Source organism: Filifactor alocis ATCC 35896, assembly GCF_000163895.2.
Taxonomy (GTDB): Bacteria; Bacillota; Clostridia; order Peptostreptococcales; family Filifactoraceae; genus Filifactor; species Filifactor alocis.
In genome coordinates this window covers 156,171-179,506 of sequence record NC_016630.1, presented here as the reverse complement: position 1 = coordinate 179,506, position 23,336 = coordinate 156,171, and the positions used below count along the sequence as shown (strand labels likewise).

The following is a 23,336-nucleotide window of genomic DNA, read 5'->3' as shown; positions in this document are numbered from 1 at the left end:
TCCTCCTAGTCTAATTCTGCAACCATTTTATGATAATCTGTATTTTTTTCAAATGCATCTGCTGCCTTTAGCATTGTTCCCTCTTTAAAATAGTTTCCAATCAATTGCAAACCGATTGGCAGCTTTCCTTTTCTTCCGCAAGGGATTGAAATTGCAGGTAATCCTGCCAAATTTACCGGTATTGTACACAAATCTTCCAAATACATTGAAAGAGGATCGTTTGTTTTTTCCCCACAACGGAATGCCACATTAGGAGCTGTGGGACTCAATAAGAGATCATATTTTTTGAACGCATTTACAAAATCTTGCTTAATCAATGTGCGTACTTTCAATGCTTTTTGATAATATGCATCATAATATCCCGCACTCAGAGTAAATGTTCCCAATAAAATTCTTCTCTTTACTTCATCTCCAAATCCTTCACTTCTTGTATTGATGTACATTTCTTCTAAGTCGGAATAATTCTCTGTTCGATAACCGTATTTCACACCATCAAATCTGGATAAGTTTGACGAAGCTTCGCTGGGAGCTATAATATAATAGGTTTCAATAGAATGACGAATATGTTTCAAATCCACTATCTCACAGATTGCTCCCAACTCTTCAAATTTCTCAATTGCATTTTGTACAGCTCCCTTTACATCTACATCAATCCCATCTTCAAACAGATCCTTGATGATTCCTATACGCAATCCTTTTATATTACCATCCAACTGATTCAAATATTCATCTACTTGAATATCTGCCGATGTGGAATCCATACTGTCTTTCCCGGAAATTGCATTCAAAACAATTGCTGAATCTGCAACATTTTTCGTTAGAATTCCAACTTGATCTAATGATGAACCAAATGCCACCAAACCATATCTTGAAATTCTTCCGTAAGTCGGTTTTACTCCTACAATTCCACAATAGGATGCCGGTTGACGAACAGAACCTCCGGTATCTGAACCGAGTGAAAACAAAACTTCTCCGGATGCAACAGAAACGGCAGAACCACCCGAAGAACCTCCCGGTACATAATCAGTATCAAAAGGATTTTTTGTAGGAAAAAATGCAGATTTCTCTGTAGAGCCTCCCATTGCAAATTCATCCATATTTACTTTTCCAACCATAATCGGCATATGAGTATTTAATTTTTCTATAACAGTGGCATCATAAATAGGAATATAATTTTCCAACATTTTAGACGCACAGGTTGTTTTCACACCTTTTGTTGAAATATTATCCTTTACAGAGTAAGGAATGCCTGTCAACAATGTATCTGTTTTCTCTTCAAATTTTTTCTGTGCAACAAGAGATTGCTCTTCCGACACATCCTTTGATAGAGTAATAAATGCCTTAACCTCTTCATCTATTTTTTCAATCCTATCATAAGAAGAGGTCAATAGTTCCGAAACAGAACATTCTCCCTTTTTTAACATACAATTTGCATCTTGAATACTAATATTTTTCAAGTCCATAAAACTACTCCTATTAATATATTTTCTTTCTATCTACTCTCTTGAAAGTTACGTTCTAAGATAAAACTTTTGGAACAATAAAGCATCCTGCTTCTTTTGACGGAGCATTCTTGAGTATATCTTCTCTGTCAAAGGACGGAGTTATTGTATCATCCCTCATAACATTCTCTAATCCTAAAACATTATAAGTAATTTCTGTGTTTTCTGTATCACATTCTTCTAAAGAGGATATATATCCTAATATTTTTTCTAAAGATTCCAACATTTCTTCTTGTTTCTCATCATCAATTTTTAGTTTAGATAGATGACTCATATAATCCAGTACTTTTTTATCTATTACCATACTTATCGATTGACCTGAAATCAATCTTCCTCCTTTTTCATTATATCATCACTTAAATTTATCAAAACATTCTTATTCATTTACCATAACCAAGAATTCATCTTTCGTCAAGATTGGAATATTCAATTCCTGAGCCTTTTTTAATTTACTTCCCGGACTGTCTCCTGCCAACAAATAATCAACAGATGTACTGACAGCCGACATCACTTCTCCACCACAAGTTTCTATTATTTTTTTTGCTTCAGAGCGTTTCATTCCCTCTAATGTTCCCGTCAGAACAAATTTCTTTCCGGAAAATACTTTTGAACTGTTTTGGTCCGTACCGGAAATTGATTTTGTATTAACACCATATTCTACCAATCTCTCAAGAACAGCTCTATTTTCCTCCAGTTGAAAATAGTTCAAAATACTCTGTGCTGTCTTCAATCCAATTTCTTCTATTCTCATCAAATCATCTAAATTTGCTTTTTCCAGTTCTTCAAGCGAAGAAAAATTTTTACTTAGCACCTTAGCTGCTTTTTCTCCCACAAAATCAATCCCTAATGCTACCAATAATTGATTTAAATTTCTTGATTTGGAATGATTAATGGACGAAATTAAATTGGACGCAGACTTCTTTGCAAAACCGTTTAGTTGTAACAAATCCTTTTCTTTCAACAAATAGATGTCCGCTATATTTTTAATCAAACCATTTTCATAAAGGGAAGATACAATACTCGGACCAAAATTATCAATATCCATTGCACTCTTTGAAACAAAATGAATCATTCTACGTTTTAACTGTGCCGGACAGGCAAAATTAGTACATTTAACGGCAACTTCTCCATCAATTTTTTGAGTTGCAGCACCACACGAAGGGCATGTATGCGGCATATGAAAAACAACTTCTGTTCCATCTCTTTTATCTTTCATAACAGCATGTACTTCCGGTATAATTTCACCTGCTTTTTGAACAATGACCCTATCTCCTACACGAATATCTTTCATTGCAATATAGTCCTCATTGTGCAAGGTCGCTCTTGATACTGTAGAGCCTGAAATCAAAACCGGTGTCAACTCGGCAATAGGTGTCAAAACTCCTGTTCTTCCTACTTGGACCGTAATTGCTTCTATTGTAGTCTCTTTTTGTTCAGCGGGAAATTTATATGCAATCGCCCACCGTGGAGCTTTTGCAGTCTGCCCTAAGATTTCTCTCTTATTTAACTCGTCAACTTTTATAACAATCCCATCGATATCAAACAACAATTCTTCTCTATGTTCCGTCCAATACTTGATAAATTCAATTACTTTTTCCATAGACTCACAATGTTCTCTGGGAGATATTGTTTTAAATCCTAAATCATCCAGGTAGTTTAACTGCTTGGAATGAGAGTTTAGTTCCTGTTCTTTTTCTTTATCAGAGTTGTCCATCCACTCTTGAACATTAAAAATAAAAATATCTAAATTTCTGTCTTTTGTAATATTCGAATCCAATTGTCTCAAAGAACCGGAAGCGGCATTTCTGGGATTTGCAAATAGAGGTAACCCTAAGTCTTCTTGCTGTTCATTTAACTTTAAAAAACGATCTTTCGGAAGAAAAACTTCTCCTCTGACTACCAAATCAACTTTCTGATTCAATTCTTTTGGAATTGTAACGATTTCATTTAAGTTATCGGTCACATTCTCTCCCTGCTGTCCGTTTCCTCTTGTAGCGCCATGAATAAATTTTCCTTTCTTATACTCTAAGGCAACAGACAATCCGTCAATTTTTAATTCTACACAATATGAGATATCTCCACAACGCTCTCTTATTTTCTGATCAAATTCAAGCAGTTCTTCATAAGAAAAAGCATTTGATAACGACAACAACGGCACTCTATGAACATACTCTGCAAACTTCTTAGAATAACTTCCCCCAACTTTTTCACTTGGAGACTCTGCCGACCTTAAAGAAGGGTGCTCTTTTTCTAAAGACATCAACTCTTTCATCATACTATCATATTCTGCATCACTAATTTCCGGTGCATCCTCCTGATAGTATTTAGCAGAATAGTATTCCAAGCGTTCCCTAAGTAACTTTATTTTTTTTTCAGCATCCATTCTATCTACTCCAATAATTTCCTATATTAAATTTTTAGAATTAGTTTTTGATTTTCTATATAAAACAAATTTAGACCCGATACATTGAACAATATCAGCATCTAAAAGAGCAGCAATCTTCTGTGCTGTTTCCTTCGTATCCAAGTATGCATTTTCTTGAATTTTTACCTTAATCAATTCTCTCTTTTCAAGAACTTGATCGACTGATTCTACCACTTCTTCGGTAACTTGACCTTTCCCAATCAATACAACAGGTTCCAACTTATTTGCCAATCCTCTAAGAAAACCTCTCTGCTTTGTTGTTATCATATTTTTCTATCAGAGTATCACACTCTGCCTCCTCTATTATTATTTTTTATCTTATCATAATCCAAAGTCTTATTCATAGAATTCAAACTCCAAATCGTACATTTTTACCAAATCACCATCTTGTATTCCCATTTTTCTTAATCGGTCAAATACACCGTTGTTCTCCATAATTTTTTGAAAATACCGAATAGACTCCATATCATCAAAATTCACGGAATATAACAATTTTTCCAATCTAACTCCTGAAAGAACATAGGCATCTTTTTCTTTTTCAATCGTAATTTCTTCTTCTTCCAGTTTTACAGGTTGATACTCTTCTGACCACATCTCTTCTTCCGTGTAAAGAGGTTCTGTTTCAATTTCTAAAAGCCTTTGACTAACATAATCTAAAATATCATCCAAACCTTCCTTCGTTGCCCCGGAAAGTGGAAATACCTTGTATCCATATTTTTCGATTTTATTTTTAAATTCATGGTACCTATCTTTTTCAAATAACAAATCCATTTTATTTGCAATCACAATCTGTTCTCTTTTAGATAATTTTTCATTGTAAAGGTGCAACTCTTCATTTATTTTCAAAAAATCGTCATGCGGATCTCTTCCTTCAATTCCGGAAATATCTACAACATGCAATAAAATTCTTGTTCTCTCAATATGTCGCAAAAAATCATGTCCCAATCCAACTCCGGAATGTGCTCCCTCTATAATTCCCGGAATATCAGCTATGACAAAACCTGTTCCATTTTTTAAGTTTACTACTCCCAAATTAGGAGTCAGTGTTGTAAAATGATAGTTCGCAATTTTTGGGTTTGCCTTTGTCACAATAGATAGAAATGTTGATTTCCCTACATTAGGAAATCCTATCAAGCCCACATCGGCAATCAACTTTAACTCCAAAGTAACGGTTCTTTCTTGACCTTCAGTTCCCGCTTTTGCGAAATTAGGGGCTTGTCGTGTCGATGTTTTAAAATGTGTATTTCCTCTTCCACCTCTGCCGCCCTTCGCTACAATGGCTTCTTCACCATTCTCTTTTAAATCTGCCAAAACCAATCCACTCTCTTTATCACGAATAATCGTTCCGATTGGAACTTTAAGAACTAAATTTTCCCCTGATTTTCCGTGCATATTAGAACCCTTCCCATCTTCTCCGGAAGGCGCTTGATAAGATTTTTTATACTTAAAATCCATCAGCGTTCTCAAGTTAGCATCTGCTCTAAAAATAATATTTCCGCCATTTCCACCGTCCCCTCCGGCCGGTCCGCCAGCAGGAACATAAATTTCTCTACGAAATGCAACCGCGCCATTTCCACCATTTCCCGCCTTTATAAAAATCTCTGCTTTATCTATAAACAAAACAACACCTCTTTCTAAAAATCACGCAATTTATTGTTTGATTATATCACAAAAAACTTTATTACATAAAAAATAACACCAAAATGTAACCTTTTTTTGCAATATTTGTTGTACAATAACACTAAAGTCAGATTAATATAACAGTAAAGGAAGGAATATCAAAATGAATTATAAAAATACTTACTCTACTTCATCACATGAAGTTAACACATATACTTCAGTTCCAAAGACTTCCGGAAGAAAAAAAAGAAAGAAGTATCGTCTTGCAAAAAATATTATTATTCTATTCATAGTCGCAGCATTTTCCTTAGGAATCGGAAAGGGAATTGCATTAATTTTTTCTGAAAAAAGTACACCGCTTGAGCGTTCTAATCAAACAACACTATATTCTCGTGAATCTCTTTTTGTGCTGTCTCCTGTCAATCGACCCACAGAAATGCTTGAAAAAACTTTGAATTGGAAATTCTCTATTGTTCCTGACTCCAATCACATAGGTGCTGCCCAAGAATATGCATATGACACAAAAGAAATTCGGAACTATATCTCCGGAAAAACAACATATACAGGAAAAGACAAATTGGTGTTTTTAACCTTTGATGACGGAGCAAACCAGAAAATTTCACCTATTGTGTTGGATACTCTAAAAGAACATGGAGTTCACGGGACTTTCTTCATTGTCGGCGGAACAGTAGGCGAAAAAAATAAATCCGTTCTCCTCCGCGAGATAGAGGAAGGTCATGCAATTGCGATTCATAGCTTTACACATAACTACAAAATACTGTATCCAAACAGAGTTGCAAACGTACAACATATCACAAAAGAGTATATGGATACCCTTACTGCCATGAAAAATATATTCGGTCCAAGCTTCAATTCCAAAGTTTTTAGATATCCGGGCGGGCATATGTCTTGGAAAAATATGGATGCTGCTGATACTGCACTTTCTAAATATGGTGTTGAATGGATTGACTGGAATGCACTGTGTGGAGACGGAGAGCCAAGACGTACAAGACCAACATCTGCACAAGGAATGTATGATTTTACGGTAAAAACAACTCAACAAAATAAAAATCAGGATGTAATTGTCGTATTGATGCATGATGCTGAAAATAAAAAATTCACAGCTGAAGCACTTCCTCAAATTATTCAATATTATAAAGATCAAGGATATGTTTTCGGTGTTCTAAAGTAATAAATGACCAAAAAGGTTCCAGAAACAGAACTGGAGCCTTTTTAATGTTAAATGAAAAACTTCAATGAAAATATAACTTTGTTTCATATGATTTACTTGCATTTTATCTAATAATTCATATATAATCTATAAAGTACATAATTGTTTTACAGGAAAGTACATAATTGTTTTACAGGGAGGATTTATTTCTGATGTCAAAATATAATCTAAAAACAAAAAATTTGTTATTCGCAGTCATCATTTTTTTTAATACAGTCTTTTTACATGATATACATGCTGTAGCCACCAATACTCCTTCACTTGGGCTAAATTGTTCTACAGCAGTATTGATAGAAGAAGAGACAGGTAAAATTCTCTATGAAAAACAAAAGGATGTACCTGTCTATCCGGCATCTACCACAAAAATTATGACTGCCTTACTGACTCTGGAACATCTTGATTTAAATCAAAAAATTACCGTTCCCGAAGACATGGGACCGGCTGACGGAAGTGCAATGTACCTTCTTCCCGGTGAAACATTCACTGTAGAAGAATTATTACAAGGATTGCTGGTAAAATCTGCAAATGATGCTGCCATATTACTTGCTAAAAATATTTCCGGATCCGTTGAAGAATTTTCTAACTTGATGAATCAACGAGCCCAAGAAATTGGTTGTCAAAATACACACTTTGTGAATCCAAACGGTTTGCACGATCCCAATCACACTACATCTGCTTACGATCTTGCTCTAATTGCACGAGAAGCCATGAAAAATCCAAAGTTTAGAGAACTTGTGTCAACTGACTTCGTACAAATTCATGCTACAGAACAAACCCCTGAAATAAGGTATTTCAGAAACACAAACAAATTTTTATGGTCCAAACAAACTATAGACTATAAAGGAATCAGTACTCCTATCAAATACGATGTCATTGACGGAATCAAAACAGGTTATACTCCGGAAGCAGGAAAATGTCTAGTTTCCAGCGGTGAAAAAAATGGTATTCGTCTAATTGCCGTTGTAATGAAAAATCAAGGCCTTGAAGTATATGCTAATTCCAGAAAATTATTAGACTACGGATTCCAAAATTTTACTAAGAAAAAGATTTTCACTGCAAATGAGGTAGCAGGTACAACTGTTATCGTAGATAGTTTGGAAAAAAATTTAGATTTCTATGTAAAGGAAGATTATTATTCTATAGAGAATATTAATAGTAAGAGTGAGATAGAACAAGAGGTTTTTCTAAATGAAAATATAAAGTTTCCTATTCATGTGGATGAAGAAATCGGAACATTAAAACTAAAAGACAATGGAGTTATTCTTGAAGAATTACCTATATTTGCAAAAAATGAAATACACTCCGTCTATTCTTTACAGGGTTTCGTTCATTTTTCAAAAAATCATAAGTTCTTGAGTGTTCTTACAATGGTTGGAATTTTTATCGTTTTAATTACTATTTTTGCGGCTGTTAGACTTATTTCAAAAAAAAGAAGAAGAAAGAGAAGAAGAAAACTCAGTCATTCTTCCTATCGCGTACAATGATATCATTTTTTGATATTCATTTGTCATATTACAGAAGTTTCACATTTTAACTAATTTCAAGGAGGTCTTTTTCATGGTTAAATTATTTTTAGGAGAAGCAGGTAGTGGGAAAACTAAAAAAATGTTGGAAATGGCAAATACAGAAGCTGAAACAACGACTGGAGAAATCGTCTTTATAGAACCTACTCCTAAACATTTACATCAGCTACATAGAGATATTCGTTTTATCTCTACAGAAGAATTTCAAATCAGTTGTACAAATTCTGTCTATGGACTTTTGTGTGGTTTGATTAGTGCAAATTATGATATCAACACAATCTACCTTGATAGTTTGGATAAAATTATCCCTACTATAGATGAATCGGTTGTGGATTTCATCGAATTAGTAGACACCTTATCTGAAAAAAGAGAATTCACTATTATCATCGCATTTAATGTGGATGATAGTACACATATTGAAGATAAACTAAAAAAATATTTACCATCCATCTAACAAAAATAAGATAGACCAAAGAAAAAGCACTGTTTTTCTATCTCTAAAAAAACAGTGCTTTTTTATTTTTTTATACGAAATGCATTTAATATCGCCAAAACACTGACACCCACATCAGAAAAAACAGCCCATTGCATTCCTAATATTCCGACAGCTGTCAAGAATAATACAATCCCTTTTACACCTAAAGAAAATATAATATTTTCTTTTATGATAAGCATAGTTCGTTTGGATAATTCGATAGCAAATGGTATTTTTAAGATATTGTCATCCATAAGCACAACATCAGATGCTTCTATCGCTGCATCGCTTCCCAATCTTCCCATTGAAATTCCGACATCCACTCTTGAAAGAACAGGAGCATCATTGATACCATCTCCCACAAATCCTACAAACTTATTCTTACTTTTACTGTGTAGTAACTCTTCGATATGATACACTTTATCTTGAGGTAAAAGTTCATAACATACATTCTCTATTCCTAAAGATTTTGCTACACTCTTTGATATCTCTTCTTCATCTCCGGTAAATATAACAATATTTTTTATACCCATGCTCTTTATTCTATCGATTACCTCAGGGGAATCTTCTTTTATCTTATCTTCCAGAAGAATATACCCTACATATTCATGATCAATAGCGATATATACTACATTACTGTTACATAGGATAGTATTATCAATGGTTACTTCCTCTTGTCTCATCAACTTTTCGTTACCTATGCATATCTCTTTATCATCAATTTGTGATACAATTCCAAGTCCAACAAATTCTCTGTAATCCTTTATCCTTTTATAATCAATACTTCCATGATACTGTTCTCTTAAAGAAATCGCAATTGGATGATTGCAATAAACTTCCGACAAAACTACATAATCCCACAATAACTCTTGTGGCATACTATCGGAATATAACCCCTCCACTTTAAAATTGCCTTCTGTCAAAGTTCCCGTCTTATCAAAAACAATTGTCTCCAAATTCGACAATCTCTCAATATACTCCCCGCCTTTTATCAAAACACCATGATGTGCTCCTGAACCGATTCCGGAGAAAAAACTTAGCGGAATAGAAACAACTAGCGCACAAGGACAAGAAATAACCAAAAACGTTAAGGAGCGATAAATCCATGTATGGAAGGATTGATGAAATAAAACAGGAGGAATCAAACACAATACCACTGCAAATATGACAACAAACGGTGTATAGTATCTTGCAAATTTGGTAATATATTTTTCGGTCTTTGCTTTTTTCTCATAAGAAGATTCTACTAATTCCATAATTTTAGAAACAGTTGAATCTTCATAACTCTTTGTGGATTGTATCATCAAAACATGATTTACATTGATACATCCACTGACAACTTCATCCCCTTCTGTAACCGTCTTTAATTTAGATTCCCCGGTTAAAGCAGCTGTATTCAGCATAGAACTTCCACTAACAACTCTTCCATCTAAAGGGATTTTTTCACCTGCTTTTACCATAATGATACTTCCCACAGAAACATCTTCCGGATCTACTTGAACAAATTCATCTCCTTGTTTCAAAGTCGCGTATTCAGGAGCAATATTCATCAATTCAACAATTGATTCTCTTGACTGTTCCATCGCATAGTCTTGAAACAATTCTCCTACTCTATAAAAAATCATAACCTCAAGTGCTTCATGATATTCTCCCAACAAAAATGCACCTATAGTTGCAATACTCATCAAAAAATTCTCATCAAAGACATTTCCGTTTATTATATTTTTAAATGATTTCTTTAATATATCCCATCCTATATAGAGATATAACAGCAAAAACTTTATAAAATCAATGGTTTCATTGATATCTGTAAAGAGAAAAATACCAAAAATAACAGATGCTATTATTATCTTATTTCTTTCTTTTTTTTGATTTTGATTCATTCTCTATCACCAACTTTTCAAAAATTACTTGATGAGAACACAATCCGGTTCAATATTACTACATATTTTTTTAGCGGAATCAAAAATAGAATCAAACTTATCCTCATCACATTCTATCACCAACTTTTGAAACATATAGTTCACAGATGCATCTTGAACACCGTCTAATTTCTTAATTTCCGTCTCCATTTTCATAGCACAGTTCACACAGCCTAAATTTTGTAGTTTTAATTTCTTTTTCATGATATCCTCCTATTCTTCAATATGTTCCATTCCTTGATTGATAATTGTCCGAACATGCTCATCAGCAAGTGAATAAAAAATATTTTTCCCTTCCCTACGGAACTTTACCAATTTATTTTGTTTCAAAACTCTCAATTGATGAGAAATAGCAGACTGAGTGACATTCAATATTTTTGACAAGTCATATACACACATTTCCGTTTCAAATAATACATATAAAATTCTAATTCTTGTAGAATCACCAAATACTTTAAATAGTTCTGCTAAATCATAAAGAACTTCCTCCTGAGGCATAGTATTCTCTAAGACTTCTACAATATCTTCCTGAGTATGAATGTAATCTTTGTTGCTGTCAAATTTTCCGGAAACCATAGTCCTCCTCCTTAAAAAAATTTTCAGAACATAACAGTCTAACAAATCTATAGATGAGCATATGTTCATATGTTGTAAGTAAATTATATCCCTTATCAATCTACATGTCAACACATCACCTTAAACAAAATGAATCTATACAAGTATGCTTATAGAAAATAATATTGCGAAAATTTTTTCAATAAGATATGATATTAATATATTTAGGTTAAAAAATAATTTCAGGAATGGAGGGATTGTAATAATGAATAACAATAATGAAAAAAATAATATTAAAATGACGAAGAACAGAAAAATAATATTAGAAACGATTGATCGTTATAATGCTCCAATTACAGCAGAAGAACTTTTTTTTGTAATCAAACAATCAACATCTATGAGTCTATCTACTGTCTATCGAATTTTAGGATTTTTGTCTGACAATGGTATTTTGTTAAAAAATACCGGTATGGATGGAAAAAGTTGCTACCAAAGAAACTGTGTCCAACACTCTCATAACTTAATTTGCAAAATATGCAATGCTGTCACCACTCTACCCCATTGTCCAATGAATGAAATTGAACAGTCTATCCATAAAAAAACAGGATACGCCATTCTTAGTCATAATTTAGAATTTGTTGGAATATGCCCTAAATGTCAAAAAAATTTTGAAGAACAAAAAAATAAATCATTACTTTAAAGCAAAATCATTTATTCAACCTGATTATAATTTTCCTAAATTATGTAAAACACATCTTATATCTATTTATAAAGTTATCTTATACTTAAAACTCAACAGAAACATTTCACGATTCCCTGAAAAACGAATTGTTTCAGACACTTAAAAAAGTTATCAACAAACTCTGTGAAAGTGTACATAAACTGATTCATGAAACAATCAAAAGGATAATTTGTAGAGGTTGGATAAATTCAATAATTTAATCGGATTTTGGTATGATTTCTACAATGGTATAAATTGTTATAATATATTTAGTGAAAAAATGCAGAAATAATAAATAAATATCCACCGGCATAGCCGGTGGTTTTTCATTTTCGGGCATAGCCCTATCTTAACTGGCAGCACACACGTGTGCTTTTTATTGGCCTGCCAGCCATGCATTTTTTATTTGCTACCCGTAAACGGGTCTCTCGGATCAAATATACTTAATTGATCACTTTCTCTATCTACTTTCAATTGATTTGATATATATTCCTGTATTGCTTTTGTATTTTTACCTACGGTATCTACGTAATATCCTTTACACCAAAACTCTCTGTTTCTATATGCAAACTTCATGTTTCCATATTTTTGAAATATCATTAGACTGCTTTTTCCTTTCAGATATCCCATGAAACTCGATACACTTATTTTTGGTGGTATACTAAGTAATAGATGTATATGATCGGGACAAACTTCTCCTTCTATTATTTCAACTCCTTTCCACTGACATAATGTTCTTATTATATCTCTTATCGCTTCCTTTTTTTCTCCATAAAAGACTTTTCTTCTATATTTTGGTGCAAATACTACATGGTACTTACAATTCCATTTGGTATGTGCTAAACTGTTATTGACATTATTTTGTTGAGACATTTTAATGTTCCTCCTAATCTATTCTGTTTTTCATCAGCTGGCAGGCTTTTATACAGTTTAGCACATTAGGAGGTTTTTTTTCACCGCTTAAGCTTTTTTGAACCACGCGACTATCGCGTGGTTTTCTTTATACAAAAAACTAGGAATATTCTAATTTCCTAGTTTTCGTTTTACATATAAGACTATATATTGTGTATAATAGTCCTTCTATTTCTTTACGATATGAATTTCTATCTCCATATCACTTTCTTTTGCTTTCTTTTTGAGTCTCTCTATCATACTGTTTTCTGATATCGCCTCTCTTGTCTCTCCCATCACTACCGAAACAACGTGATTCTTTTTGATAAAATCTACAAGAGTATCTAATATCGTTGTTTTCGGCTTCAAAACACTAAGACTTGCACCATTCTTTACCGCTTGATCATATAAATACTCCAGTGCATCCATCGAATCAGTAAAATTTTTATTTTCTGTTACTGAAACATGCACCAAATAAACCTCTTGTTCTTTATCTTTCTGTAAATCAAGTGCGTACGACAATAGTCTCTTACACTGCATCTGTCCTGTCACACAAACCATTATATTCTCCATTTGTTACACCTCTCGAGTCTCAGTTAATGTATAAAAGAACCACATGATTTTCATCTATCCTGTACACTACATATTATATCTTAAAACACATCAAATGTAAAATAGAAAGAATAATTTTTAAAACATTACATTCAATTGCAATCTTTCATTTTTTTGTATATAATATATACTATATCACTATAATTACATACTTTATTATGTAAAATTTTTCTATTTGGAGGATAAATTATGAAATTTTCAAACCGTATTACTTCTATGCAAGCTTCTCCTATCAGAAGACTTGTTCCTTATGCAGAAAAAGCAAGAAAAGCAGGAAAAAAAGTATATCCGTTGAATATAGGTCAACCCGATATCAAAACTCCACCTGCATTTTTTGAAGCATTAGGAAACTTTAATAAAAAAGTTTTGGCATATGATGGTTCTCAAGGAAATCCGGAGTTAATCAAAGCAATTTCCAACTACTACAAAACATACAATATGGATTTTCAAGACGATGAAATATTGATTACCAACGGTGGTAGCGAAGCTCTTTTATTTGCCATTATCGCAACTTGTGACGCAGGAGATGAAGTTTTAGTTCCTGAACCATTCTATACAAATTATAACGGATTTGCTTCAGCAGTAAATGTTACCGTAGATGGAATCACTACTAAAGCAGAAGAAGGTTTTCATCTTCCCAAAAAAGAAGATTTAGTCAAAAAAATCAAGCCCAATACAAAATCTATTATTCTATCAAATCCCGGAAATCCTACCGGTGTTGTCTATACAAAAGACGAATTAAAAATGCTTGTTGATATTTGTATTGAACACAATCTATTTATTCTTGCTGATGAGGTTTATCGTGAGTTTGTTTACGATGGATTAGAGTATATTTCTCTTGGAAACTTCAAAGAAGCAGAAGATAGAGTCATCATTATTGACAGCGTGTCAAAACGATATAGTGCTTGCGGAGCAAGAATCGGTTCTATTGCCTCCAAAAACAAGGATCTTATCCAAGAAATATTAAAATTATGTCAAGGAAGATTATGCGTACCTACAATAGAACAAATAGGTGCAATAGAATTATACAAAACACCTACTGATTATTTCAAAGAAGTAAATGAAGAATACACTAAGAGAAGAGATATTGTTTATGGTGCTCTACAAAAAATGGATGGGGTAATTTGTAAAGAACCAAAAGGTGCATTTTATGTATCTGTTAAATTACCGGTAGATAATGCAGAAAAATTCATTATTTGGTGTCTTGAAGAGTTTGATTATAACGGAGAAACTTTAATGATGGCTCCTTTAGAAGGATTCTATTCTACACCTGGAATCGGTGAAGATGAAGCTCGTATCGCATATATTTTAAATACAGAAGAACTTCAAAAAGCTATGACTGTTTTGGACAAAGCTCTTCAAGCTTATCCCGGAAGAAAATAAAGTACTATCTTAAATAAAATCTATTAAACATCCCTCGTTTATGAGCTAAATCACATGCTATAACATTGTTGAGTTAGGTCATAGGCGTGGGATTTTCTTTATTTTTGTACTAAAATCAAACAATTTCCACGTTTTTCTTCACTCATAAAAATACCGACCTTAAAATAAGAATTTCGATTCTTATTCTAAAAGTCGGTATTTCAATATAATTCAATGTTTAATTTTGTATAATATTACTACTAATTTTTTACATCCTTCCTATTTTAAGAAGTACTCTACCCCACTTCTAAATAATTGTTGTTTTTCCATATTAGGAATATTTTTATATAAATCGTTCTCGACACGTTCAGAGTGAGCCATCTTTCCTAAAATTTTTCCGTCAGGACTTGTAATTCCTTCGATATTTGCTACAGAACCGTTCGGGTTATCTAAATAAGCAAATGCTATCTGTCCGTTTTCTTTTAATGAATTTAACATTTCTTCCGTGCAAATAAATCTTCCTTCCCCGTGAGAAATAGGAATACGGTATATTTGTTTTTCATCTACATGAGATAACCATGGAGATGTCATAGAAACTACTTTTGTATCCACCATTCTTGCAATATGTCTACCGATATTATTGTAAGTCAAGGTAGGACTTGTTTCCTCTACATCACAAATTTTTCCGTGAGGTAATAATCCGGTTTTTATCAATGCTTGAAATCCATTGCAAATACCAAGAATTAAACCGTCATTTTCTGTTAGAAGATGGTTAATCGCTTCAGCAATTTTTGGATTTCGAATCACACTTGCTATGAATTTTCCGGAGCCGTCCGGTTCATCACCCAAACTGAACCCTCCCGGAATAAACAGAATTTGTGATTCCGATATTTTTCTTGCAAGCTCATCAATGGATTTTTTCATATCCTCGATGGACAGATTATTCAAGATAAAGATTTCTGCCTTTGCTCCAACTTGTTCAAATGCATTTGCTGAATCATACTCACAGTTTGTACCTGGGAACACAGGAATGATTACTTTAGGTACATCTACCGGTTTTGTGGATTTTCTGACTGATTTTTCAGTTGGTTTAATATCAGATAACTTAACAGAATCATCTGTTGGAATTTCAGGTGAAAATACCTTTTCTAAAGTGTTTCTATATGCATAAGATATTTTTTCTTTCTTTAGTTTTTCTCCATTTACGATCCAATCTGAATTTGTGATGGAAGAAATCCCTATATTCTCTACTCCATCTATTTCGTCTTTGTACTCAATAACAAATGAGCCGAATAATTTTTCATAGAACAGTGATTCATCATAACTTACATCAATTCCGATATTATTTCCCATTGCCATCTCTAATAGTAATGGCAAGCTTCCTTTATGAGTAATTGCATTACAGGAGATAATATTCTTGTCTTTTATTCCATTTCTCAATGTTTCTAAATTTCTTTTGAAGGAATCAATATCTAACACGCCTTCTTCTGTTCTATCAGTAACTAAGAGTCCTAATTTTGCATTTCCTTTTAATTCAGTCGAAATAATTTGTTCAATATCTTCCGTTGCAACTGCAAAAGAAATTAAAGTCGGTGGCACACTCAGATGATGAAAAGTTCCCGACATGGAATCTTTTCCTCCAATCGGTGGAATATTCAACTCTTTTGTAATCTTATATGCTCCCAACAAAGCCATAAACGGTTTTGCCCATTTTGTATCCTCTTCTCCCAATTTTTCAAAATATTCTTGGAAAGATAATCTGGAAAGAAGTGCATTTGCACCAACTGCAGCAATCTTACACAAACTCTCCACTACTGCATAGTAAGCACCTAAAAATGTACTTTTTTCACTTAGATAAGGGTCAAATCCATAGCTCATAATACTTACTGTGCTGACATTTCCTTTTAAGGAAGGAATTTTGGCTACCATCGCTTGGCTTGGAGTAATTTGGAACTCTCCTCCCAATGGAGAAAGAACTGTATTCTTTCCGATAGAAGAGTCAAATCTTTCTACTAATGTTTTCTTGCTGCAACGATTCAAATCTGACATTGCTTGTTCTAACTGTTCCTGTAATGAGCCTTCCGGTAATTCCGGTTTGAAGAAATCTTGTTCTTGCACAGATTCTACTTTGATAGACTGACGTCTTGACGCTCCGGCAGAATTTAAAAACTCTCTTGATAAATCAACAATTACCATATCGTTGTACTTCATAATGAGACGACCGGTGTCTGTAACTTCTGCAACCTTTGTTACTTCTAAGTTTTCTTGATAACAAAGATTCATAAATCTATCGACTTCTCTTGCATCCAACACTACAGCCATACGCTCTTGAGATTCTGAAATTGCAATTTCTCTCGGTGTCAATCCCAAATATTTTAACGGAACATTTTCTAAGTGTATTTCTAAAGAATCAGCTAATTCTCCTATCGCAACGCTAACTCCTCCCGCACCAAAATCATTACATTTTTTAATCATTTTGGCCGCATCCGGATTTCTAAAGAGACGTTGGATTTTTCTTTCTGTAGGAGCATTTCCTTTTTGTACTTCGGCAGATGATGTTGTGATAGAATCAGCAGTGTGAACTTTGGATGAACCTGTCGCTCCACCTACTCCATCTCTACCTGTCTTTCCTCCTAATAATAAGATGACATCTCCTTTCACAGGCTCTTCTCGTTTCACATTTTCAGCCGGTGCAGCAGCAATCACTGCACCTACTTCCATACGCTTTGCTTTATATCCCTCGTGATATATTTCATCAACTAAACCTGTTGTTAATCCAATTTGATTTCCGTAAGAACTATATCCTTTCGCCGCTCCTTGTGTAATCTTTCTTTGAGGTAATTTTCCAGGTAGAGTTTCTTCCAATGATTCTCTAGGATCGGCTGAACCGGTAACTCTCATTGCTTGATATACATAAGCTCTTCCGGAAAGCGGATCTCTGATCGCTCCACCTAAACAGGTAGCTGCACCCCCGAAAGGTTCTATTTCAGTTGGATGGTTATGTGTTTCATTTTTGAACATCAACAAATAATCTTCTAATTCGTTTCCTACACGTACTTTTACTTTGATAGAACAAGCGTTAATCTCTTCGGATACTTCCAAATCTTCTAAGCTTCCGTTTGCTCTCATATATCTGGCTACAATGGTTGCCAAATCCATCAACGTAACCGGTTTCGTTCTATTTAATTCCGTTCTGGTATTCAAATAATCTTCATATGCCTGTTGTACCAACTCATCCAACTTATTTTTTACTTGTGGAAAATGAACATCCTCCAAAATTGTCTGGAAAGTGGTATGTCTACAGTGATCAGACCAATAAGTATCCAGCATATCTAATTCCGTATGACTCGGATTTCTTTTTTCTTCTTTAAAATAGTGATAGATACAAAGCAAATCTTCAAAACTCATTGCTAAAGATTTTTCATGAAAAAATTCTTTTAATTGTGATTCTGTATACTCAATAAACCCTTCATAAATTTCATTGTTAATCTCTGTCTCAAATTGATCTTCCAAAGTAGTAGGAATACCTAACAACTTACCTTTTTGTTGATCTACAGGGTTAATCAACAGAGATTCTATCTGTTTCCATTCAGATTCTGAAAAATCTCCTTCAAAAAAATATACCTTCTCACTTCTCGCCAATACATCGTCTTTTTCGATTGCTACCGCGACTGCTTCTATCAAACCTTGTTCTCTTTGATCAAACTGTCCTCTATGATATTTTACAACGATACTTTGACCTAATCTTTTTTCCAATTGTAATGCATCGTCAAACAAGTAAATATCATCTACCGGACTCTCACTCAAAATGGTTCTGGAAATTCTTCTTATTTCTTCATCCGTTAAATTCTGAATATCGTATCGTTGATATATTTTCAAGCGAGGAATCGTTATCTTCAAACTTTCTTCCAACTCTTTTTTTAGAGGTTCACTCTCTATATCATAGTTATCTTTTTTAGCAACATATACTCTTTTTACCAATGGTGAAATATCCTTTCTATAAACTGCACCGTCAAAAGTTATCTTCGAAATTGTATCATACACTTTATCATAGGCTGTTTCAAAATCGTCTTGTGCAGTAGAAATACTAAGCACACGACCACCGTTTGTCACAATTTTACCATCTTTATAGGATGTTCCTGCATGAAATACTGTAACATCTTCATCTACTTTATCTAACCCTTCAATTACAGCACCCTTTTCATATTTTTTAGGATATCCGTTGGATGCCATAACCGTTGTAATAACTTTTTTATCATTAAAAACAGGCTTTACTTCGTTCAATTTATTTTCACTAACAGCAACAAAGATATCCATCAAATTAGTATCTAATCTTAACATAATAGATTGTGTCTCAGGATCCCCGAATCGCGTATTGAACTCCAATACTTTCACACCATCCGTTGTTACCATAAGTCCAAAGAAAATAACTCCTCGGAAATCTAAATTTTCTTTTTTCAAACCTTCCATAAAAGGTTTCATAATTTTTTCTTCTATCTCGGAATAGTAGGCATCCCCTTGTAGATTAGGGCTATATGTCCCCATCCCACCGGTATTATCTCCCTTTTCTCCTTCATAAATCTTTTTATGATCTTTCACAGTTGGCATTGCAACAATCGTATGATTGTCTACAAAACATAATTGAGAAATTTCAAATCCGTCTAAGTATTCTTCAACAACTAGAGAAGTTTCTCCAAATATTTTTTTGTCAAAGATATCAGAACAATAGGATTCTATCATTGTATCATTTTCAGCAATCACAACTCCTTTGCCTTGACACAATCCATCTGCTTTCAAAACAACAGTTTTTGAAGGATTATTCGTTCTTAATTCTCTAGCATAAGCCACAGCTTCTTCTTTTGTAGTACATTTTTTGTACTTTGCTGTAGGCATATTGTGTTGATTCATAAATTCTTTTGCATAAGCCTTGCTCTCTTCTAATCGAGCTGACTCTTTCTTTACTCCGAAAACTTTTATATGCTCTGATTCTAAAGCATCTGCTAATTCTTCGCACAGAGGATCTTCCGGACCTATTACAACGAAATCTATTTTATTGTTTTTTGCAAAGTCTACTATTTTTCCTTTATCTGTTGCTAAAATATCAACACATTCTCCAATCATACTACATCCGGCATTGCCGGGTGCAAAATATAACTTATCATCAGGGTTATCTATGTGAATTTTATATCCAATTGCATGTTCTCTTGCTCCGCTACCCACAATTAAAATATTCATAGCAATCTTCCTTTCTGTACGTGTATACTTTTTTACCGAAATTAACATTCTGTATCTTTCTATATCTATTATATCAAATATCAATCATATATTGATACTCTTCCAAAATTTAATGCTTGAAATGTCTAATTCCGGTAAATACCATGCTCATATTAAATTCATTACATTTATCAATGCTGTCTTGATCACGAATTGAGCCACCAGGTTGAATAATTGCTGTAACACCCATTTCTTTTGCCAATTCCACACAGTCGGAAAACGGAAAAAATGCGTCTGATACCAAAACACAACCTTGAAAATCTCTGTCAGGATGATTGCTCCTGATACTGTTCAATGCCCATATTCTGGAAGTTTGTCCTCCTCCGATTCCCATCGTCACTCCATTTTTTACCAATACGATTGCATTAGATTTAACATATTGACAAACCTTCATACCGAACAACATATCTTGTTTTTCTTGAGCAGTGGGCTCTTTTATCGTTACGATGTCAAAACCTTCTTTTTCTACAAAATCTCTATCTTGAATCAATACTTTTCCATTGATATATTTCAAATCCATATCAAGCGTTTCTTTTGAAAAATCTATTTTCAGTATTCTAAGATTTTTTTTCTTTTTCAATTCTTCTAATGCTTCTTCTGTAAAATCAGGGGCACATACAATTTCTAAGAAAATCTCATTCATCAATTTTGCTGTATCTAAATCAATCGTTCCTGTACAAGCGACAATTCCCCCGAAGATAGATAGCGGATCTGCTTGATATGCTTTATTGTAGGAATCGTACACAGACTCACCCATGCCCACTCCGCATGGAGTAGCGTGTTTCAAAGCTACAGTAACGGTAACTCCGTCTTTTACAAAACTCTGTGCCAATTCAACAGCGATATTCAAATCATTCAGATTGTTAAAAGAAAGCTCTTTTCCGTGCAACTGCTCATAATCACTTAACAATCCATCTACAAAATTATCAGAGTACAACATAGCTCTTTGATGCGGATTTTCACCATAACGAAGAGTACTATCTTCTTTTAGACCTATTGTGAATGTGTTAGATTGTTTTCCGGTATAGGATGCAAAATATCGTGCAATCATGGAGTCGTAGTAAGCTGTTAAAGAAAAAGCCTTCATTGCCATTTCTTCTCTGAACTTCATATCCACCAATCCATTTTTCAGTAATTCTACAACCCTATCATAATCGCTTGGATCTGTTACAATCAACACATCTTTATAATTTTTCGCAGCTGACCTTACCATAGAAGGACCACCGATATCGATATTTTCAATCATTTCTGCATGAGGTTTCTTATTCTTCAAAGAATCTTCAAACGCGTACAAATTCACTACTACAATATCAATAGGATGAATTCCGTATTCTTCTACTGTTTTGACATGCTCCGGTAAATCTCTACGATACAACAAGCCTCCATGAATCATCGGATGCAATGTTTTTACACGGCCATCCAACATCTCGGGGAATTCGGTCACTTCTTCAATTGATTTTGCGTTCACACCATAGTCGCATATTGTTTTCAATGTTCCACCGGTAGAAATAATTTCATATCCTAAATCCTCTAATTCCTTTGCAAATGCCCCAATTCCCGACTTATCTGTAACACTTAATAATGCTCTCTTCAAGATTCTCTTCCTCCAATTTCAAAATCGCTTCTTTTAATATCCTATGTTCTACATCTAAAACAATCTTTTGTATTTCTTCAGGAGACATTGCTCCTTCAATTGATATAGATTCTTGTATCAAAATTTTTCCACCATCTACAGTCTCGTTTACAAAATGTACAGTAGCACCACTTTCTTTTTCCTTATGTTCAAAAACTGCTCTGTGCACATTTAAACCATACATCCCTTTCCCGCCGTACTTTGGTAAAAGTGACGGATGAATATTGATAATTCTATCTTGATATTCTTTTAATAAAGTTGTTCCAAGTATTCTTAAATAACCTGCCAATACAATAGTATCGATATCATATTCCGATAGCTTATCTAAAATTTCATTTTCTGATTTCAAAACAAAAGCAGGCACATTATAATTTTTTGCTCGCTCCAATGCATAAGCATCTTCTCTATTAGAAATCACCAAACAAATTTTAGATTGAAAAAACTTATCTTGTTCAGCATCTAACAAACTTTGAAGATTTGTACCTCCCCCAGATACGAAAACTGCTATTCTCCGAACTGAAGACGACATTTTTGTTCTCCTTTCACAACACTTCCAATCGCATAAGCACGATCTTGTGTATTGTTATGAATCCAGTCTATTATTTGAGATGATTCTTCTTTTGGAACGATTAGAACCATGCCAACTCCCATATTTAAACTTCGATACATTTCATTTTTTTCAACCATATCCAAACGACGAATCACTTCAAATATCTCAGGATATTCCCAACTTTCCGTATCGATTACAACATCTACATCTTTTGGCAAAATACGTGGCACATTTTCAATCAAGCCTCCACCTGTAATATTTGAAATTCCTTTGATATTAAACTCAGAAATTAAATCCAATATTGTTTTTACATATAATCTTGTCGGACGTAATAGTGCTTTTCCAATTGCCTCTGACATTCCTTCATATACATCATCTAATTTTAAGTTTAGCGTTTCTAAAAATAACTTTCTTGCAAGGGAGTATCCGTTAGAATGTAGCCCTGTAGAAGCAAGTCCTATTACAATATCTCCCTCTTGAATGGTACTACCATCTATCATTTTTTTCTTATCAACAATTCCAACTGAAAAACCTGCTAAATCATATTCATCTTTTGAATACAATCCCGGCATTTCTGCAGTTTCTCCGCCAATCAATGCACATAGAGACTCCTTACAACCGTCGGCAATTCCTCCTACAATCGTTGCAATTTTTTCTGCCTGCACATTTCCTGTTGCGACATAATCCAAGAAGAACAGAGGTTTAGCTCCTTGACAGATCAAATCATTCACGCACATTGCAACCAAGTCGATTCCTACTGTATCGTGAACATCCATCTGTTGTGCTATCATAATTTTTGTTCCGACGCCATCTGTAGATGCTAATAAGACAGGTTCTTCCATACCTGACATATTTCCTAAGGAAAATCCTCCGGCAAACAATCCGATATCTCCTACAACACCGTTTGTATAAGTTTCTTTCACTTTAGCTTTCATCAGTTCTACGGCTCTATTTCCTTCCGTAATATCTACTCCTGAATCTGCATATGTTATTTTTTTCATACAAATCCTCCTATCTTCGTCATTATTCCATGTACTATA

The 23,336-nt window shown here is 33.8% G+C and carries 19 protein-coding genes; 5 read left to right on the top strand and 14 right to left on the bottom strand.

The window, feature by feature from the left end:
- Window positions 1-5: 5 nt before the first annotated feature.
- The 5 genes from gatA to obgE all read right to left on the bottom strand — a co-directional run bounded on the left by gatA (window position 6) and on the right by obgE (window position 5,547).
- Entirely contained in the window at window positions 6-1,463 is a 1,458-nt protein-coding gene (gatA, locus tag HMPREF0389_RS00765; protein ID WP_014261833.1) for an Asp-tRNA(Asn)/Glu-tRNA(Gln) amidotransferase subunit GatA, read from the bottom strand.
- A 55-nt stretch (window positions 1,464-1,518) separates the two neighbouring features.
- Window positions 1,519-1,830, bottom strand: coding sequence for an Asp-tRNA(Asn)/Glu-tRNA(Gln) amidotransferase subunit GatC (gatC, locus tag HMPREF0389_RS00760; RefSeq protein ID WP_156775219.1), 312 nt, complete (start codon window positions 1,828-1,830; stop codon window positions 1,519-1,521).
- Window positions 1,831-1,878: 48 nt separating this feature from the next.
- Window positions 1,879-3,885, bottom strand: a complete 2,007-nt coding sequence (gene ligA / locus HMPREF0389_RS00755; protein WP_014261831.1) for an NAD-dependent DNA ligase LigA — start codon at window positions 3,883-3,885, stop codon at window positions 1,879-1,881.
- 21 nt (window positions 3,886-3,906) lie between these two features.
- Window positions 3,907-4,194 carry a ribosome assembly RNA-binding protein YhbY gene (yhbY, locus tag HMPREF0389_RS00750; protein WP_014261830.1) on the bottom strand — a complete coding sequence of 96 codons (288 nt, stop codon included), beginning with the start codon at window positions 4,192-4,194 and terminating at the stop codon, window positions 3,907-3,909.
- A 69-nt stretch (window positions 4,195-4,263) separates the two neighbouring features.
- Window positions 4,264-5,547, bottom strand: coding sequence for a GTPase ObgE (obgE, locus tag HMPREF0389_RS00745; protein WP_014261829.1), 1,284 nt, complete (start codon window positions 5,545-5,547; stop codon window positions 4,264-4,266).
- A 163-nt stretch (window positions 5,548-5,710) separates the two neighbouring features.
- Between obgE and HMPREF0389_RS00740 the strand changes: the two genes are divergently transcribed.
- The 3 genes from HMPREF0389_RS00740 to HMPREF0389_RS00730 all read left to right on the top strand — a co-directional run bounded on the left by HMPREF0389_RS00740 (window position 5,711) and on the right by HMPREF0389_RS00730 (window position 8,755).
- Entirely contained in the window at window positions 5,711-6,739 is a 1,029-nt protein-coding gene (locus tag HMPREF0389_RS00740; RefSeq protein WP_014261828.1) for a polysaccharide deacetylase family protein, read from the top strand.
- A 191-nt stretch (window positions 6,740-6,930) separates the two neighbouring features.
- Entirely contained in the window at window positions 6,931-8,262 is a 1,332-nt protein-coding gene (locus tag HMPREF0389_RS00735; protein ID WP_014261827.1) for a D-alanyl-D-alanine carboxypeptidase family protein, read from the top strand.
- Between the two features lie 73 nt (window positions 8,263-8,335).
- On the top strand, window positions 8,336-8,755 hold the full coding sequence (locus tag HMPREF0389_RS00730) for a hypothetical protein (protein WP_014261826.1): 420 nt from the start codon (window positions 8,336-8,338) through the stop codon (window positions 8,753-8,755).
- A gap of 62 nt (window positions 8,756-8,817) precedes the next feature.
- On the opposite strand, the gene HMPREF0389_RS00725 is transcribed toward HMPREF0389_RS00730, so the two are convergent.
- The 3 genes from HMPREF0389_RS00725 to HMPREF0389_RS00715 are packed head-to-tail and all read right to left on the bottom strand — an operon-like array spanning window position 8,818 to window position 11,274.
- Window positions 8,818-10,659 carry a heavy metal translocating P-type ATPase gene (locus tag HMPREF0389_RS00725; protein WP_014261825.1) on the bottom strand — a complete coding sequence of 614 codons (1,842 nt, stop codon included), beginning with the start codon at window positions 10,657-10,659 and terminating at the stop codon, window positions 8,818-8,820.
- Between the two features lie 24 nt (window positions 10,660-10,683).
- Window positions 10,684-10,902, bottom strand: coding sequence for a heavy-metal-associated domain-containing protein (locus tag HMPREF0389_RS00720; protein WP_014261824.1), 219 nt, complete (start codon window positions 10,900-10,902; stop codon window positions 10,684-10,686).
- Window positions 10,903-10,911: 9 nt separating this feature from the next.
- A complete protein-coding gene (locus HMPREF0389_RS00715) occupies window positions 10,912-11,274 on the bottom strand; it encodes an ArsR/SmtB family transcription factor (RefSeq protein WP_049770188.1) in 363 nt (120 codons plus the stop codon).
- A gap of 244 nt (window positions 11,275-11,518) precedes the next feature.
- On the opposite strand from HMPREF0389_RS00715, the gene HMPREF0389_RS00710 reads away from it, so the two are divergent.
- A complete protein-coding gene (locus HMPREF0389_RS00710) occupies window positions 11,519-11,953 on the top strand; it encodes a Fur family transcriptional regulator (RefSeq protein ID WP_014261822.1) in 435 nt (144 codons plus the stop codon).
- 423 nt (window positions 11,954-12,376) lie between these two features.
- Here HMPREF0389_RS00710 and tnpA read toward each other — a convergent pair whose 3' ends face one another.
- Window positions 12,377-12,847 (bottom strand): IS200/IS605 family transposase, encoded by a 471-nt coding sequence (gene tnpA, locus HMPREF0389_RS00705; protein WP_014261821.1) that lies wholly within the window; start codon window positions 12,845-12,847, stop codon window positions 12,377-12,379.
- A gap of 207 nt (window positions 12,848-13,054) precedes the next feature.
- On the bottom strand, window positions 13,055-13,438 hold the full coding sequence (locus HMPREF0389_RS00700; RefSeq protein WP_014261820.1) for a universal stress protein: 384 nt from the start codon (window positions 13,436-13,438) through the stop codon (window positions 13,055-13,057).
- Between the two features lie 228 nt (window positions 13,439-13,666).
- On the opposite strand from HMPREF0389_RS00700, the gene HMPREF0389_RS00695 reads away from it, so the two are divergent.
- Window positions 13,667-14,860: a pyridoxal phosphate-dependent aminotransferase gene (locus HMPREF0389_RS00695; RefSeq protein ID WP_014261819.1), complete on the top strand. Its 1,194-nt coding sequence runs from the start codon at window positions 13,667-13,669 to the stop codon at window positions 14,858-14,860.
- Between the two features lie 258 nt (window positions 14,861-15,118).
- On the opposite strand, the gene HMPREF0389_RS00690 is transcribed toward HMPREF0389_RS00695, so the two are convergent.
- From HMPREF0389_RS00690 to purM, 4 genes are all read right to left on the bottom strand, one after another.
- Window positions 15,119-20,074 (bottom strand): phosphoribosylformylglycinamidine synthase, encoded by a 4,956-nt coding sequence (locus HMPREF0389_RS00690; RefSeq protein WP_014261818.1) that lies wholly within the window; start codon window positions 20,072-20,074, stop codon window positions 15,119-15,121.
- A gap of 109 nt (window positions 20,075-20,183) precedes the next feature.
- Window positions 20,184-21,710, bottom strand: a complete 1,527-nt coding sequence (purH, locus tag HMPREF0389_RS00685) for a bifunctional phosphoribosylaminoimidazolecarboxamide formyltransferase/IMP cyclohydrolase (RefSeq protein ID WP_156775217.1) — start codon at window positions 21,708-21,710, stop codon at window positions 20,184-20,186.
- Window positions 21,676-22,275: a phosphoribosylglycinamide formyltransferase gene (purN, locus tag HMPREF0389_RS00680; RefSeq protein WP_041250733.1), complete on the bottom strand. Its 600-nt coding sequence runs from the start codon at window positions 22,273-22,275 to the stop codon at window positions 21,676-21,678. Before purN ends, purH begins: the two co-directional genes overlap by 35 nt.
- On the bottom strand, window positions 22,251-23,297 hold the full coding sequence (purM, locus tag HMPREF0389_RS00675) for a phosphoribosylformylglycinamidine cyclo-ligase (protein WP_014261815.1): 1,047 nt from the start codon (window positions 23,295-23,297) through the stop codon (window positions 22,251-22,253). Before purM ends, purN begins: the two co-directional genes overlap by 25 nt.
- Window positions 23,298-23,336: the final 39 nt, after the last annotated feature.

What these genes read in the sequence shown, in the direction of transcription:
- HMPREF0389_RS00735 (WP_014261827.1), top strand. Translation starts at nt 6,931, where the DNA reads ATGTCAAAATATAATCTAAAAACAAAAAATTTGTTATTCGCAGTCATC.
- HMPREF0389_RS00725 (WP_014261825.1), bottom strand. Translation starts at nt 10,659, where the DNA reads ATGAATCAAAATCAAAAAAAAGAAAGAAATAAGATAATAATAGCATCT.
- HMPREF0389_RS00700 (WP_014261820.1), bottom strand. Translation starts at nt 13,438, where the DNA reads ATGGAGAATATAATGGTTTGTGTGACAGGACAGATGCAGTGTAAGAGA.
- gatA (WP_014261833.1), bottom strand. Translation starts at nt 1,463, where the DNA reads ATGGACTTGAAAAATATTAGTATTCAAGATGCAAATTGTATGTTAAAA.
- purN (WP_041250733.1), bottom strand. Translation starts at nt 22,275, where the DNA reads ATGTCGTCTTCAGTTCGGAGAATAGCAGTTTTCGTATCTGGGGGAGGT.
- HMPREF0389_RS00695 (WP_014261819.1), top strand. Translation starts at nt 13,667, where the DNA reads ATGAAATTTTCAAACCGTATTACTTCTATGCAAGCTTCTCCTATCAGA.
- yhbY (WP_014261830.1), bottom strand. Translation starts at nt 4,194, where the DNA reads ATGATAACAACAAAGCAGAGAGGTTTTCTTAGAGGATTGGCAAATAAG.
- purM (WP_014261815.1), bottom strand. Translation starts at nt 23,297, where the DNA reads ATGAAAAAAATAACATATGCAGATTCAGGAGTAGATATTACGGAAGGA.
- HMPREF0389_RS00715 (WP_049770188.1), bottom strand. Translation starts at nt 11,274, where the DNA reads ATGGTTTCCGGAAAATTTGACAGCAACAAAGATTACATTCATACTCAG.
- tnpA (WP_014261821.1), bottom strand. Translation starts at nt 12,847, where the DNA reads ATGTCTCAACAAAATAATGTCAATAACAGTTTAGCACATACCAAATGG.
- ligA (WP_014261831.1), bottom strand. Translation starts at nt 3,885, where the DNA reads ATGGATGCTGAAAAAAAAATAAAGTTACTTAGGGAACGCTTGGAATAC.
- HMPREF0389_RS00730 (WP_014261826.1), top strand. Translation starts at nt 8,336, where the DNA reads ATGGTTAAATTATTTTTAGGAGAAGCAGGTAGTGGGAAAACTAAAAAA.
- HMPREF0389_RS00710 (WP_014261822.1), top strand. Translation starts at nt 11,519, where the DNA reads ATGAATAACAATAATGAAAAAAATAATATTAAAATGACGAAGAACAGA.
- HMPREF0389_RS00690 (WP_014261818.1), bottom strand. Translation starts at nt 20,074, where the DNA reads ATGAATATTTTAATTGTGGGTAGCGGAGCAAGAGAACATGCAATTGGA.
- HMPREF0389_RS00720 (WP_014261824.1), bottom strand. Translation starts at nt 10,902, where the DNA reads ATGAAAAAGAAATTAAAACTACAAAATTTAGGCTGTGTGAACTGTGCT.
- HMPREF0389_RS00740 (WP_014261828.1), top strand. Translation starts at nt 5,711, where the DNA reads ATGAATTATAAAAATACTTACTCTACTTCATCACATGAAGTTAACACA.